The organism is Actinoplanes sichuanensis (assembly GCF_033097365.1).
In the GTDB taxonomy this organism is placed as follows: domain Bacteria; phylum Actinomycetota; class Actinomycetes; order Mycobacteriales; family Micromonosporaceae; genus Actinoplanes; species Actinoplanes sichuanensis.
This window is the reverse complement of sequence record NZ_AP028461.1, coordinates 10,279,382-10,293,416: the sequence shown is the minus strand read 5'-3', so window position 1 is coordinate 10,293,416 and position 14,035 is coordinate 10,279,382. Positions and strand designations below refer to the sequence as shown.

At 68.9% G+C, this 14,035-nt stretch carries 12 protein-coding genes and 1 pseudogene; 9 read left to right on the top strand and 4 right to left on the bottom strand.

The window, feature by feature from the left end:
* Positions 1 to 62 precede the first annotated feature (62 nt).
* Positions 63 to 1,334, bottom strand: a pseudogene (locus Q0Z83_RS47350) (serine/threonine-protein kinase); the annotation flags it as partial.
* Between the two features lie 101 nt (positions 1,335 to 1,435).
* Between Q0Z83_RS47350 and Q0Z83_RS47345 the strand changes: the two are divergent.
* The 7 genes from Q0Z83_RS47345 to Q0Z83_RS47315 all read left to right on the top strand — a co-directional run bounded on the left by Q0Z83_RS47345 (position 1,436) and on the right by Q0Z83_RS47315 (position 8,683).
* Positions 1,436 to 1,633: an acyl-CoA carboxylase subunit epsilon gene (locus tag Q0Z83_RS47345; RefSeq protein ID WP_317790145.1), complete on the top strand. Its 198-nt coding sequence runs from the start codon at positions 1,436 to 1,438 to the stop codon at positions 1,631 to 1,633.
* A gap of 86 nt (positions 1,634 to 1,719) precedes the next feature.
* Positions 1,720 to 2,169: a hypothetical protein gene (locus Q0Z83_RS47340; RefSeq protein ID WP_317790144.1), complete on the top strand. Its 450-nt coding sequence runs from the start codon at positions 1,720 to 1,722 to the stop codon at positions 2,167 to 2,169.
* Positions 2,169 to 3,473, top strand: a complete 1,305-nt coding sequence (locus Q0Z83_RS47335) for a hypothetical protein (RefSeq protein WP_317790143.1) — start codon at positions 2,169 to 2,171, stop codon at positions 3,471 to 3,473. The genes Q0Z83_RS47340 and Q0Z83_RS47335 overlap by 1 nt, the downstream gene beginning before the upstream one ends.
* Before the next feature lie 159 nt (positions 3,474 to 3,632).
* Positions 3,633 to 4,616 (top strand): S8 family serine peptidase, encoded by a 984-nt coding sequence (locus Q0Z83_RS47330; protein ID WP_317790142.1) that lies wholly within the window; start codon positions 3,633 to 3,635, stop codon positions 4,614 to 4,616.
* Between the two features lie 238 nt (positions 4,617 to 4,854).
* On the top strand, positions 4,855 to 5,469 hold the full coding sequence (locus Q0Z83_RS47325; protein ID WP_317790141.1) for a Maf family protein: 615 nt from the start codon (positions 4,855 to 4,857) through the stop codon (positions 5,467 to 5,469).
* A 517-nt stretch (positions 5,470 to 5,986) separates the two neighbouring features.
* A complete protein-coding gene (locus Q0Z83_RS47320) occupies positions 5,987 to 7,732 on the top strand; it encodes an acetyl/propionyl/methylcrotonyl-CoA carboxylase subunit alpha (RefSeq protein WP_317790140.1) in 1,746 nt (581 codons plus the stop codon).
* Between the two features lie 294 nt (positions 7,733 to 8,026).
* Positions 8,027 to 8,683: a DedA family protein gene (locus tag Q0Z83_RS47315; RefSeq protein ID WP_317790139.1), complete on the top strand. Its 657-nt coding sequence runs from the start codon at positions 8,027 to 8,029 to the stop codon at positions 8,681 to 8,683.
* Here the strand turns inward: Q0Z83_RS47315 and Q0Z83_RS47310 are convergent.
* Positions 8,637 to 10,037, bottom strand: coding sequence for an NAD(P)H-quinone dehydrogenase (locus tag Q0Z83_RS47310; protein ID WP_317790138.1), 1,401 nt, complete (start codon positions 10,035 to 10,037; stop codon positions 8,637 to 8,639). The two genes, Q0Z83_RS47315 and Q0Z83_RS47310, sit on opposite strands and share 47 nt — an antisense overlap.
* Before the next feature lie 87 nt (positions 10,038 to 10,124).
* Here Q0Z83_RS47310 and Q0Z83_RS47305 point away from each other — a divergent pair, with 87 nt between their 5' ends.
* Entirely contained in the window at positions 10,125 to 10,586 is a 462-nt protein-coding gene (locus Q0Z83_RS47305) for a gamma-glutamylcyclotransferase (protein ID WP_317790136.1), read from the top strand.
* Here Q0Z83_RS47305 and Q0Z83_RS47300 read toward each other — a convergent pair.
* A complete protein-coding gene (locus tag Q0Z83_RS47300; protein ID WP_317790134.1) occupies positions 10,583 to 11,587 on the bottom strand; it encodes a GNAT family N-acetyltransferase in 1,005 nt (334 codons plus the stop codon). The two genes, Q0Z83_RS47305 and Q0Z83_RS47300, sit on opposite strands and share 4 nt — an antisense overlap.
* Positions 11,588 to 11,806: 219 nt before the next feature.
* On the opposite strand from Q0Z83_RS47300, the gene Q0Z83_RS47295 reads away from it, so the two are divergent.
* A complete protein-coding gene (locus Q0Z83_RS47295) occupies positions 11,807 to 13,339 on the top strand; it encodes a methionine--tRNA ligase (RefSeq protein WP_317790133.1) in 1,533 nt (510 codons plus the stop codon).
* On the opposite strand, the gene Q0Z83_RS47290 is transcribed toward Q0Z83_RS47295, so the two are convergent.
* Positions 13,296 to 14,033 (bottom strand): SCO6745 family protein, encoded by a 738-nt coding sequence (locus Q0Z83_RS47290; RefSeq protein ID WP_317790131.1) that lies wholly within the window; start codon positions 14,031 to 14,033, stop codon positions 13,296 to 13,298. The genes Q0Z83_RS47295 and Q0Z83_RS47290 overlap by 44 nt on opposite strands.
* Positions 14,034 to 14,035 lie beyond the last annotated feature (2 nt).

Genomic DNA, 14,035 nt, shown 5'->3' with positions numbered 1-14,035 from the left:
ACGGAGGCCTGACCGGCGCCCGACACGGGGGCCTGACCAGCGCTCGACACGGGGGCCTGACCGGCACCCGACACCGGAGCCTGACCCGCGGCGGGACGGGGTGTCCGCCCCGCATCCGGGCGTGGCTTCTGGTCGCCACCCGAACGCGTGGAGGTGCCCGCTCCGGGTGGGGGCGCGTGGCCCGTACCAGAAAGGGGTTGGAAATCGTCGCGAACCGGAGGCGTATCGACTCGCGTCGGGTCGAGGGGTTTGGCGCCGCGTCGCGGCGCCTCCGGCGGCTGGCCGCCGACCTGGGCTTTTCCGGAGGCGAAAGGCATCGGACGCCCGTCGGCGCCGGGCGGCTGAGCGACCGGAGGGCGAGGATTGGGTACGACCGGGGCCGAACCCGTCGCGGTCGCCCACCCCGAGCCGGGCAGCACCGGCGGGCCGCCCGGGCCACTCGGCAGCGACGGACGCTCCCGACCGGCGCCGGGCCGGCGCATCGTCGGGCTCATCGGGAAAGTGATCTTGCCGCGGCGACCGGCGGCCCGCGACAGCAGCCGCTCCGCCTCCTCCGCGTTGATCCGGTGCGCCGGGTCCTTGCGCAACAGACCGTTCAGCACCGGTTTCAGCGGCCCCGCGTTGCGGGCCACCGGCACGTTCTCGGTGGCCAGCGCGGCCAGCGTGGCGATCGCCGACGGACGGGCGAACGGCGAGGCACCCTCGACCGCGGCGTAGAGAGTGGCGCCGAGCGACCACAGGTCGGCGGCCGGACCAGCCGTGCCGTCCCGGGCGCGCTCCGGAGCGATGTAGGCCGGCGAACCGAGCACCAGACCGGTCCGTGTCACATTCGGATCACCGGGGACCGTGGCCAGACCGAAGTCGGTGAGCACCACCCGACCGTCGGCCCCGAGCAGGACGTTGCCCGGCTTGACGTCACGGTGCACGACACCGTTACGGTGCGCGGCCCGCAGAGCGTTCAGCACGCCGAGGCCGATCTCCGCGGTGCGCAGCGCGTTGAACGGCCCGTCCTGCGCCAGAGTGTCCTGGAGGGAACGTGAGGCCACATACTCCATCACGATCCACGGGTCGGCGTCCGTGCTGAGCACGTCGAAGACACGCACCACGTTGATGTTGTTGAGCCGGGCGATGGCACGGGCCTCGCGAAGGGAGCGCTCGCGCATCTCCTGCCGCTCGCCCGGGGTCAGCCCCGGAGGCGGCACGAGCTCCTTGATCGCCACTTCTCGGTGCAGGACGACATCGGTCGCTCGCCAGACACGTCCCATCCCGCCCTGACCGAGCGGCGCGACGAGCCGGTAACGATCAGCGACAACGAGTGGGGGAGAAGAAGACATCACGCAGAAAATACCTGGTTCTGTCGAGCGGCCGCGAATTGATCAGCCGAGTGTGGGACACGTGTCACCGGATCTCCGGCCCCAGGTCGTACGCTCGGTTGATGAATGCGGAACCGCTGGTCAGCGTCGTACGAGGAAGCCTAGACGATCATGAGGTGGCAGCGTTGGCCGCCATCCTGACATCTCGATCCACTTCGGTCAATTACCCCACGGCACCCCAAGCCCCCTCAGATTGGCTCCGCTCGGCCCGCCCGGCAGCCACCCCACGAAGCTGGCAGACGGCAGCCCTCCCCCACTGAGGCGTCATCCACAGGGGGCGGTAGCACTGGCGCAGATTCGCTAACCTCTCAGAGTCATTCGCCGCCGATCGATGGAAGGACGCCACTTGTCCGAGTACAGAGACTCGCCCGGGTGGTTGGGCAATGTCGAATACACCGATTTCGGCGCCATCGAGGCGGACATCAACGCCATGGAGCAGTTCGCGGCGCAGTTGAAGTTCGACATCGAGCAGCACTACGCCCCCTACGCGGACGCGGTGAGCGACACCATGATCAAGCAGCTCCCCGAAACGAATTTCTACGAGCTGCACCTGTTCCTGTACGCGCACGATCAGGTACAGATCGCCACTCAGATGAACGTGGCCGGTTACACCGACGGCACCTACAAGTTCGCGAGCGCCGCGAGCGGCATCAGCGAGCAGTACCGCGGTGCGGACGCCTTCGCCCGCGCCAAGGTCTCCGACGTGACCGCCCAGTTCGAGAAGACCGGCGAGACCGGGGCGCCGTTCCCGAACAGCACGGAAACCCAGACCGAGATCATTCCCGGGGGCGAATGATGGCCGAGGATCCTTACGGCGGAATCAGCGGCACCAGTTGGGCCGGCATGTCGGTCGAGGCCATCTGGGGACTACTCAAGGACCACAACAGCGGCCCACATCGAGAGATGGGCGGCGCGTGGGAGAGATCGGCCATCCTCCTCGAGAACCATTTGCGTCAGGTGCGGTCCTACCGAGACCGACTGGCCGACGCATGGCCTCCCGAGAGGAGCAAGGCCTCATACGCCTACCTGGAACGCCTTGAGCAACTCATCACCAGCCTCGAAGAGACCCGGCTCGCGGCCAACATCAACAAGCGCGCGCTCATCAGCGCGATCGACGCCGTGGACGAGAGCAAGACGGCGCTCGACCGCATCCAGAAGGAATACGCGCAGAACCAGTTGAAGCTCCAGGAGTTCGAGAAAGCCCAGCAGGAAACCGCGCTGGCAACCATGGATCCGTTGCCCACAACGCCTCCGGTGCCTTACAGCCGGCAGGCCGAGCTCGAGCAGCAGGCCCGCAACACCATGCAGTCCCTATCGGCCGAACTCGCTGCCGCCCAGACCACCTTCATCGCCCCGATGCCCTACTCCTTGCTGTCCGGAATTGACGGAAGCCCCGACACCATTGGTTCGGGCGGCAGCGGAGCTAGCATGCCGTCGATGATTCCGCCTTTTTCTCCACGGCCTATGAATCCATCGAAGATATCGAAGCCCACCGTCCCCAATTCGGGAAATAATAGGGGAACAGAAGCACCCAACGGCAGCGGTCCAGGGTCATCCAAACCCTCCACGGAGGGACCTGTCCTGGGCGGCACAAAGACTCAACCTCCACCGACAACTTTAATTCCGCCAACCACGGGAAACCCTCCGCCAACCACGACGCCGCCTTCCAATGCACTCAACCCCTTGACATTCACACCAGGATCCCCCTCCTCAGCTCCACTTCGCCCCCCGACAACGAACATCGCGCCGATCGGCACGATGCCGCCCAATACCGGAGCGCGAGGAACATCACTTCCCCCTGGAGGAATGATCGGAGGATCGCCAAACGGATTGATCGGCGGCTCTCAAACTGGCGGCCGAACTTCACCGGCAGGATCATCGGCCCGCAGCACGCAACGAATTAATCCAATTGGCGGCCTGATTGGACAGGACGGCACTGTTGCAGGAGGGCGCAAAGGCCACTCCCGGGCCAGCGAAGACCGGAACCCGCAACACTGGGACCCGGACAATCCCTGGCAGACAATAGAAGGAATCGATCCAGTCCTACTTCCTTCCGAAGAGCAACGAATCAATCCAGGCCCCACCATTGGTGGACGCTAGGTGAGGCCTGAAGCAATAGCAGCGACACTCGGAGCAGCTACGATCGCGGCTTCCATCGCCTTAATCTCGCCCGCTTATGCCGACACGGTACGAGAACAGCAATGGCATTTGCAAGCGCTTAAGGTTACCCAAGTCCACCAGAGCACTAAAGGAGCCGGAGTGACGGTTGCCTTAGTCGATAGCGGGGTATTCCCCCATCGCGACCTAACTGGAAGCCTCAGACGAGGAACCGACACCGTCTCAGGCGGGGACGGCAAGGGCCAGATCGATAAGGATGGCCACGGCACCCGCATGGCTGGCGTCATAGCTGCACATGGACACGGCAATACCGACGGCATATTGGGATTAGCTCCCAGCGCGTCCCTGATTCCCATAAAAGCCATTGGGGCACGCGATAACGGCAAGGGCCTTGCCGACGGCATCGAGTGGGCCGCAACAGCAAAGGCTGATGTTATCAACGTTTCGGTCTCAGCCGGAGCTTCCCGAGCTATCAACGATGCGGTCGAAAAGGCGATCGTTGCCGACGCTATTGTCGTAGCTGGAACAGGAAATACCTGGGAGAATCTAAAGCTAGGATATCCGGCCGCCTTACCAGGCGTCCTTGCCGTTGGCGCCTCTAATAGACAAGGCGTGCATGCCGATTTCTCAATAACCGGCCCGGAAGTTGGGCTGTGCGCTCCCGGAGTTGATATAGCAACAACCGGAATCGGCAATAAATACGAGAAGGCCGATGGCACTTCCGAGGCGGCGGCGATTGTTTCGGGGGCGGCTGCTCTCGTTCGGGCTAAGTTTCCGGGGCTTTCTGCGGCTGAGGTTATTCATCGGCTTACTGCTACTGCTGATGACAACGGGCCGCCTGGGCGGGATGACCAGTGTGGGTATGGGGTTCTCAACGTCGTCAAGGCTCTGACTGCTGATGTGCCTCCTCTCAATCCGTCGGGTAGCGGTGGGGCGGCTTCGCCTTCTGCTGTTTCTTCGGCTGGGAGTGTGGCGCCTTCGGGAGCGAGCGCCTCGCCGGCGGTGGCTGCTCCGGAACCCGCTGGTGGCAATCTGCCGCTCTTCGCGGGGATCGGGGCCGCAGTTGTCGCCTTGGGAACGGTTCTTGTGCTTCTGGTCCGACGGCGGCGGCGGGTCTCCTCCTGACGTGACCGGCCTCCTCCCAACATCGCGGGTCTGAGTGCAGACTCTCCCCAGCATCTTCCGGCGGGAATCTCCCATGACGGCTGGCGGCTTTGGGCGGAGCCGCGGGGCGGCGAACTCAAAGCGGCGAACTCAAAGCGGCGAACTCAAGCCGGCGAGCTGGCGGTTTGGTGGAGAACGTGGCTGAAACACGCCGGTTGCTCACGGTTTTATATCGGTGGGGCTTGTAGGCTCGATTGTCGTGCAGACCGACATCGTGTATCGCCTGATTCTTGCCTCGGCCAGCCCTGCTCGGCGGGCGCTGCTCACCGGGGCCGGGATCGACGCTGAGGTGATCGTCAGTGGCGTGGACGAGAGTGTCGTCGATGCTGATGACGCCTATACGACCAGTCTTGCCCTTGCTCGGATGAAGGCTCGTACCGTCGCCGCCAACCTGCCCGCGGATCCGGCTGCGCTGGTGCTGGGGTGTGATTCGGTGCTGGCGTTCGAAGGGGAAGTGTTCGGGAAGCCGGACAGCGCCGACGAGGCGATCAAACGGTGGACCGCCATGCGCGGGAAGTCCGGAGTGCTGCACACCGGGCATCACCTGACCGGCCTGGTCAGCGGGCTTCAGGCCGAGGCGGTCGGTACTACGACCGTGCATTTCGCTGATGTCACCGACGCGGAGATCGAGGCCTATGTGGCGTCGGGTGAGCCGCTTCAGGTGGCGGGAGCGTTCACGCTCGATGGGCGTGGGGGCGCCTTCGTCGAGCGGATCGAAGGCGACCCGGGCAATGTGATCGGTCTCTCACTGCCGCTGCTGCGGCGTCTTCTCGCCGACATGAACGTTCCGATCACCTCCCTCTGGCGCCGCTGAGCATTCGGCGCCGCCCTTCGAAACTGCTACGTCCGCCTCCGTGAATGACACCTCGTCCGCCGAGGCCAGCGCCGGGACGGCCAGGTGGCGCGGCGGCGCGGGGCGGCGCAGCGGCGCGGGGCGGCGCAGCGGCGCGGGGCGGCGCAGCGGCGCGGGGCGGCGCAGCGGCGCGGGGCGGCGCAGCGGCGCGGCAGGGGCAGGGCGGCGCGGGGCGGCAGGGCGGAGCGGCGCGGCAGGGCGGAGCGGCGCGGCAGGGCGGAGCGGCGCGGCAGGGGCGGGGCGGCGGGGCAGGGCGGCGCGGCAGCGAACACCGGACCGAGGCAGCCCTTGACGGCAGCACGAACCCGGAACCGCCGGCAAAGACGATCCAGAGAGTGAGATGCTGCACCCCACCGAGCGGCCAAAATCGGTGAATTAGGATTAACTTACCGGGCTTCGAGGCACCGCCGGGGAACGATCCGGAATCGGGCGGATTCATCGGTCCGGAACGACCTGAGTAACCGTTAGGCTCATAGCCGTGCGGAAGATACTGATCGCCAACCGTGGCGAGATCGCCCTCCGGGTCATCCGGGCCTGCAAGGACGCCGGCCTCACGAGCGTCGCCGTCTATGCCGACAGTGACCGGGACGCGCTGCACGCGCGCCTGGCCGACGAGGCCTACGCGCTGGACGGTGAGACCGCCGCCGACACGTATCTCCGCATCGACAAGCTGCTGGACGTCGCGAAGCGGAGCCAGGCCGACGCCGTGCATCCGGGCTACGGCTTCCTGTCCGAGAACGCCGAGTTCGCGCAGGCCGTACTCGATGCGAAGTTGACCTGGATCGGGCCGACGCCGCAGGCGATCCGGGACCTGGGCGACAAGGTCACCGCGCGGCACATCGCGCAGCGGGCCGGCGCGCCGCTGGTGCCGGGCACCGCCGAGCCGGTCGCGGACGCGGCCGAGATCGTCGCGTTCGCCGAGGAGCACGGGCTGCCGGTGGCGATCAAGGCGGCGTTCGGTGGTGGCGGCCGGGGGCTGAAGGTGGCGCGCACGATCGAGGAGATCCCGGCGCTGTTCGAGAGCGCGACCCGGGAGGCGGTGGCCGCGTTCGGGCGTGGCGAGTGTTTCGTGGAGCGCTACCTGGATCGGCCCCGGCATGTGGAGGCGCAGGTCCTGGCGGATACGCACGGGACGGTCGTGGTGGTCGGCACCCGGGACTGTTCGTTGCAGCGCCGCCATCAGAAGCTGGTCGAGGAGGCGCCCGCTCCGTTCCTCTCCGACGAGCAGCGGACGAAGATCCACGAGAGCGCGAAGGCGATCTGCCGCGAGGCCGGTTACCACGGCGCCGGGACTGTCGAATACCTGGTCGGTCAGGACGGGACGATCTCGTTCCTGGAGGTCAACACGCGTCTGCAGGTCGAGCACCCGGTCAGCGAGGAGACCACGGGCATCGATCTGGTGCGGGAGCAGTTCCGGATCGCCGCCGGTGAGAGACTGCGGTTCACCGAGGATCCGGCGCCGCGCGGGCACGCCATCGAGTTCCGGATCAACGGTGAGGACGCCGGGCGTGGCTTCCTGCCGGCTCCGGGCATGGTGAGCCGGTTGGAGTGGCCGTCCGGGCCGGGGGTGCGGGTCGATTCGGGTGTCACCGAGAAGGACGTGATCGGCGGCAACTTCGACTCGATGCTCGCGAAGATCATCGTGACCGGTTCGACGCGGGCCGAGGCACTCGAACGCTCCCGGCGGGTGCTGGACGAGACGGTGATCGAGGGCATCGCCACGGTCCTGCCGTTCCACCGGGCGGTGATCCGCGACGAGGCGTTCACCAGCGAGCCCTTCAGCGTGCACACCCGCTGGATCGAGACCGAATGGGTCAACGAGGTGCCGCCGTTCGCGGCGCCGACGGCGCCGGACGGCGAGAAGGAGGAACGCGAGACCGTCGTGGTCGAGGTGGGCGGGCGACGCATCGAGGTGCGTCTTCCCAAAAACCTCGGCAATGGTACGGCTACCGGCCCCGCGGCCAGGCGGTCTCCGTCTCGCGCGCAGGGTAAGGCGCAGGCCAAGGTGGCCACCGGCGCCCTGACCGCCCCGATGCAGGGCACGATCGTGAAGGTCGCCGTGCAGAACGGTGACGAGGTGGCCGAGGGCGACACGATCGTGGTGATCGAGGCGATGAAGATGGAGCAGCCGTTGCAGGCGTCGAAGGCGGGCACGGTGGCGGGCCTGTCGGTGGAGGCGGGCGCCACGGTGACGGCCGGCACCGTGATCTGCGAGATCAACTAGAGATATTCGATCTCGAGCCGCGAGCGTTTCCGCCGTCCGAGTTCAGTCCCCCGCGCCGGCCGCCCCCACGGTGATCAGGGGCGGGCCGCCGATACGGGACCTACCGACGGCCCGCGGCTGCGCGCCGACGCTGCGACGCGAGCGACTCAACCGTACGCCGGGCACCCGCGACGCAGGTAAACCGGGAGCGTACGCAGGTGCCGGGACGTAGCGTGCTGCAGTGAACACAGCGCTTTCTCAGCCGCTCTGAAGCAGAATGCCGGGAGTCCCGAAAGCCGCGAGGTGGCCGCAACGATGACCGAACTGCTGACGCTGTTGGCGACGCCGGCGTGGGCCTACCTCGCGCTGTTCGCGTTTCTGGCGGTCGACGCGCTGGTCCCGGTGGTGCCCACCCAGGCCATCATGATCACATCCGGGGCTCTCACGGTGTACGGCAATCTCGACCTGGCCCTGGTGATAGCGGTCGGTGCGCTCGGCATGTTCGCCGGCGACGGCATCGCCTTCGTGCTGGGCCGCTCGACCGGGTCCCGGCTCAGCTCGCTGGTGGCACGTTTCACACCACGCAACGAGATGACCGAGTCCCGGACCCGCCGGGCGGCCGAGCGGTTCACCCGCGGTCTGCGCCGGCCCGGCCCGCTCGTGGTGCTGCTCTGCCGGTTCGTGCCGGGCGGCCGGATGGCCTCCGGATTCAACGCGGGCCGCACCGGCTACCCGATCCGCAGTTTCGTCGGGTATGACGGGGCGGCCGCGCTGACCTGGGCCGCCTACGGCGGACTGGTCGGGCACCTCGGGGGCACCGCGATCACCCAGTCCGCCTGGCGGCTGTTCGCCCTGGCCGCCGTGGCCGCCGTGGTGTTCGGCACGGCCGGCTGGGCGTTGGCCCTCTTCGGCGGCCGCCGGGAGGCTATTGGATCTCGTGCAGCATCAGCTGACGGGCCGCCTCCGCGATAGACCCGGAGAGCGACGGGTAGATCGTGATGGTGTGCGCCAGCTGATCGACCGTCAGATTGTTCTCGATCGCCATGGTGATCGGCAGGATCAGCTCACTCGCCTTCGGTGACACCACCACCCCGCCGACGATCTGGCCGGTCGCCGGACGGCAGAACAGTTTCACGAACCCGTCCTGGAGCCCGGACATCTTGGCCCGCGCGTTGCCGGTCAGCGGCAGCATCACCTGGCGCGCCGGGAAACGACCCGAGTCGACCTCGTTCTGCGAGACCCCGACGGTGGCCAGCTCCGGGTCGGTGAAGACGTTCGCCGACACGGTCCGCAGCCGCAGCGGGGCGACCGCCTCGCCCATCGCGTGCCAGATGGCGATCCGGCCCTGCATGGCCGCGACCGAGGCGAGCGGCAGGACCCCGGTGCAGTCACCGGCCGCATAGATTCCGGGGACGTTGGTACGCGACACCCGGTCCACGGTCACGTAGCCGCCGTCGGAGACGTCCACCCCGTACTCCCGCAGGCCCAGATCGGACGTGTTGGGAATGGCACCGACCGCCATCAGCACGTGCGAGCCCTCGACGACGCGGCCGTCGGAGAGCGTGACCCGGACCCCGTCGCCGGTGTTCTCCACCGCGTCGCCCCGGGACTGGCTGAGGATCGTCATGCCCCGCTCCCGGAAGACCCGCTCGATCGCCATCGCGGCGTCGGCGTCCTCGTGCGGCATGACCCGCTCACGGCTGGAGATGAGCGTCACCTTCACACCCATCGCCAGGTAGGCGCTGGCGAACTCGGCACCGGTCACCCCGGAACCGATCACCACGAGGTGGTCGGGCAGCTCCTCGAGGTCCCACACCTGGCGCCAGTCGAGGATCCGGTCCCCGTCCGGCCGGGCCGTCGGCAGCACCCTCGGGGTGGCGCCGGTGGCCAGCAGCACGGTGCCCGCCTCGACCGCATAGGTCTCCCCGCCGTGCGGGGTGATCAGCACCTGGTGGGTGTGTCCGAGCCGGTCCTCACCGAGCCGGGCCCGGCCGTGGACCACGTCCACCCCGGCCTTGACCAGCTTCGTCTGGATGTCACCGGACTGGGCGAGGGCGAGTTTCTTGACCCGGTCGTTGACCGCTTTCGCGTCGACGCTGACCCCGGCCAGGCCGGAGGACCGGATCCCGAACCGCTCCTCGTGGCGATAACCGGTCATCACCTCGGAACTCGCGATGAAGGTCTTGGACGGCACGCAGTCGGTGAGAACACATGCTCCGCCCGGCCCCTCCGACTCGACGAGCGTGACGTCCGCCCCGAGCTGTGCCGCGACCAGAGCCGCCTCATATCCGCCCGGTCCGCCACCGATGATCACGATCCGACTCACGACAAACCGACCTCCAAAAACCATTAGGTGTGCCGACACGCACTCCTCATATTCTCACCACCGCTTGCTACGACTATCGTCGTCGCCGTGCGTCACTACGCCGCGTATGGCTCGAACATGGATCCGGCCCGCATGCTGGCCTACTGCCCACACTCGCCGATGGTCGGCGTGGGGTGGGTGGAGGGCTGGCGCCTGACCTTCGCCGGTGAGGGAGAAATTGGCTGGGAGGGGGCGGTAACCACGATCGTCGAGTCACCCGGCGACCGGGTCTTCGTCTCGCTCTACGACGTCCACCCGTGGGACGCGTCACAGCTCGACGAGGTCGAGGGGGTGACGGCTGGTGCCTACCAGAAGGTAACCGTGCGTGTATCGACGCTCGACGGTGACGTACCGGCATGGGTCTACGTCTTCGCCGGCTACGAGGGCGGCCTGCCGACCGCGTGGTACCTGTCGGAGATCGCGAACGCCGCCGAGAAGGCCGGCGCGCCCGACGACTACGTCGCCGATCTGCGCGGCCGGCCCACCGGAACGGCGTCGCCGGAGCCCTAGACGGCCTCGGTCTGGGCGGCCTCGGTCTGGGCGGCCTCGATCTGGGCGGCCTCGACCGTGGTGCGGTAGATGTTGGCCCGGTACAGCGCGTCCATGCCGACCTTGAAGTACAGGCTCGCGGCATCGGTCGGGTTGGCCAGGTCGACACCGAGGCCGGCCTTCGGCCGTCCGTTCGCGGCGTAGGTCGCGAAGGCGCGGCGCAGCAGGGCCTCACCGATCCCCCGCTTGCGGTACGCCCGGAGCGTCGCCAGGTGCTTCACCCAGCCCTCGTCGGTGTCCTCCCCACCGTCGCTGGACTGGAGGGCGCCGACGATCCGGCCGTCCGCCTCGGCGACGAACCACTCGTCGAACGGCACACCCGGCTTGGTGACCTGGTCGAGCCAGCCGTCGAACGGGATCGCCAGGTGGTCGGAGTCGACGAAGGCGTCCTCGATGACCGCGTGGAAGGCTCGCATCTCGGCCTCGTCGTCGTGCCGGACCGGGCGGACCGTGATGCCGGCCGGCGGCTCGGGCGCGACCGGCGAGAACCCGTCGAGCGACATCTGCATCCGGGCGAACTGCTTGAGGAACACGAATCCGGCGTCGGTCAGCGCCTCGATCAGCTCGGTCTCGCCGGGGATCGCGCCGGCCCGGACCTCGTACACCCGATGCCCCAGCTCGGCGGCGCGCTCGGTCATCCGGACGAGCAGCTGTTCGAGCAGCGGTTTCAGAGCGGGCAGGCCGCTGCCGGGCCAGAAGTACACGTTGGCCATGTCACGGGCGCGGCCGGTGGAGTTGCCCGGGAACGACCAGCCGACGATCTTGCCGGAGTCGTCCAGGGCGAGCAGGCAGTCCCGCTCCATGTCGGTGTTCGGCGTGGTGAGGTCCTCGCGCACCTCGTCGGCGGTGTAGTCGGGCTCCCCCACCGCGGCGATGTCGCTGGCGTGTACCAGTTCGAGGATCGCGGGTACGTCGTCGAAGGTGGGCCGGCGGGTGGTCCAGCCCAGGGGAAGTTCCGTCATGCGGGCATCGGACCACGCCGCCCGCGCCCCTGCCAACCGAGTTTCGCGACCCGCCGCGGGCGCCTACCATGACCGCATGCAGCCGCGCCACGAGTCGATGATGCGCCCCTTCCCGGGGCTCCTCGCCGTGCGCTGACCACATCACACGAGCCGGCCCCGTCCCGTCGGGGCAGCGGTTCGTCGTCTTCCCCGTCCGGGACCGGGCGGAAAGAGACGATCATGAACAACTTCTACGTCACCACCGCCATTCCGTACGTCAACGCCGCCCCGCACCTCGGGCACGCACTGGAGCTGGTGCAGGCCGACGTGCTGGCCCGGCACGCCCGATCCCGCGGGCGCCGGGTGCGCTTCCTGACCGGCACCGACGACAACGCCCTGAAGAACGTCACCGCGGCCGGTCTCGCGGGAGTCGAGGTGCGCGCCTTCGTGGACACGAACGCGGCCCGGTTCGCCGCGCTACGCGAGCCGCTGTCGCTCTCCTTCGACGACTTCATCCGGACCAGCGCCGACCCTCGGCACACCACCGGGGTGGCCCGGCTGTGGCGGGAGTGCGCCGCCGCGGGCGACTTCTACCGGCGTACGTATCAGGGCCTCTACTGTCCCGGCTGCGAGCAGTTCTGGGCACCCGCCGAGCTGGCCGGCGGTCTCTGCCCCGAGCATCTGACCGCGCCGGAGCCGGTCGCCGAGGAGAACTGGTTCTTCCGGCTCTCCCGCTACTCCGGCCGGATCCTGGAACTCCTCGAGTCCGGTCGGCTGCGGATCGAGCCGGCCGCCCGGCGCAACGAGGTGCTCGCCTTCGTCCGGGCCGGGCTCACCGACTTCAGCGTGTCCCGACCGGCCGCCCGGGCCGGCGGCTGGGGCATCCCGGTGCCGGGTGATCCCGACCAGGTCGTCTACGTCTGGTGGGACGCGCTCACCAACTACGTCACGGCCCTCGGGTACGGCCGCGACGACCCCGCCTACCGGCAGTGGTGGGCCGGTCCGGGCGAGCGGACGCACGTGATCGGTAAGGGCATCGTCCGGTTCCACGCCGTCTACTGGCCGGCCCTGCTGCTCTCGGCCGGGCTGCCGCTGCCCACCTCGATCCTGGTCCACGACTACCTCTCGGCGGACGGGGCGAAGCTGTCCAAGAGTGCCGGCAACGCGGTGGACCCGTTCGCGCTGGCCGCCCGGTACGGCACCGACGCCGTGCGCTGGTGGCTGCTCCGCGAACCGGCCCGGGTCGGCGACACCGACTTCACCGTCGACCGGCTGGTCCGCCGGGCCGACGTCGACCTGGCCAACGGGCTCGGCAATCTGGTCAACCGCACCCTGGCACTGGCCTGGAAGCATCGGGCCGGACGGGTGCCGGAGAGCGTGCCCACGGGCGCTCTCGGTGCCGCGTGCGACAGGCTGCCCGAGCTGGTCGACCGGGCACTGCACGACTTCGACTTCCGGGCCGCCACCGAGGCGCTCTGGGCGGTGGTCGATGAGGGCAACCGGTTCGTCGAGGCCGAGCGGCCGTGGGAGCCGGCCGCCGCCGACCGGCTCGACACCGTGCTGGGCGCCCTGATCGCGGCCTGCCGGCTGGTCGCCGCCGAACTGACGCCGTTCCTGCCGGACGGCGCCGCCCGCCTGCGCGACCGTCTCCTGACCGGCGACCGGGTCGCCCGCCCGTCACCGGCCTTCCCGAGGCTCGGTGCCGGCGGCCCGGCCGAGGCCACCCGGCTCAGCGGGCCAGCCGGTGCCCCAGGGACTCCAGCAGCCCGGTGAACTCGATGCGCTCGGACTGGTCGAGGGCCGCGTAGGCCTGCCCGGCCAGGGAGTCGGCCACCGCCTCGGACCACATCAGCCGGCGGATCAGCGGACCGGCCGGCGGATAGGGGCCCTGCCAGCCGAGCGCCACCGCGCCGGTCTCCCCCTCGGGACCGGCGATGATCGCCTCCAACGGGGTGAGGCCACTGGCCCGGACCGCGAGGACGTGCACGCCGAGGCGGTGCTCGTGCAGCTGGTGCAGCAGCATCGCGGCTCGCGCCCCGGGCGTGCCGTCCGGCGCCGGCATGGCCCGCCACGCCGCGTACAGCGGCAGGCCGGCGGTGTCCACGTGGTCGGTGATCCGGTCCGCCAGGTCGATCAGCCGGGCCAGCCGGGGGAAGCCGCCGAGCTGGTCGGCGCCCCACTTGCACAACTCACCCAGGTGCCATTTGGCGACCTCGCTCGGGGCCGACGCCTTGACCGCGGCCTCCCAGCCGTCGGTGACCGCCTCCGGCGAGATGAACGCCAGCACCGCGGCCACCGTCTCGGACCGCACCTCACCGAGCGCCCCGGCCCGGGCCGACACGTGATAAGCCCACCCGGAGAGCCCCAGCAGACGAGCGCCCTGGAGGGTCCGGGGAGATTCCGAGAAGGCCCGGAGGATCGCGGCGAGTCCCGTGCGAGCGTGGGCGGCGGCCTGTTCGGGGGTCACCT

Coding starts and splice junctions, on each gene's coding strand:
- Q0Z83_RS47345 (WP_317790145.1), top strand. CDS start 1,436: ATGAATGCGGAACCGCTGGTCAGCGTCGTACGAGGAAGCCTAGACGAT.
- Q0Z83_RS47335 (WP_317790143.1), top strand. CDS start 2,169: ATGGCCGAGGATCCTTACGGCGGAATCAGCGGCACCAGTTGGGCCGGC.
- Q0Z83_RS47315 (WP_317790139.1), top strand. CDS start 8,027: ATGACCGAACTGCTGACGCTGTTGGCGACGCCGGCGTGGGCCTACCTC.
- Q0Z83_RS47300 (WP_317790134.1), bottom strand. CDS start 11,587: ATGACGGAACTTCCCCTGGGCTGGACCACCCGCCGGCCCACCTTCGAC.
- Q0Z83_RS47295 (WP_317790133.1), top strand. CDS start 11,807: ATGAACAACTTCTACGTCACCACCGCCATTCCGTACGTCAACGCCGCC.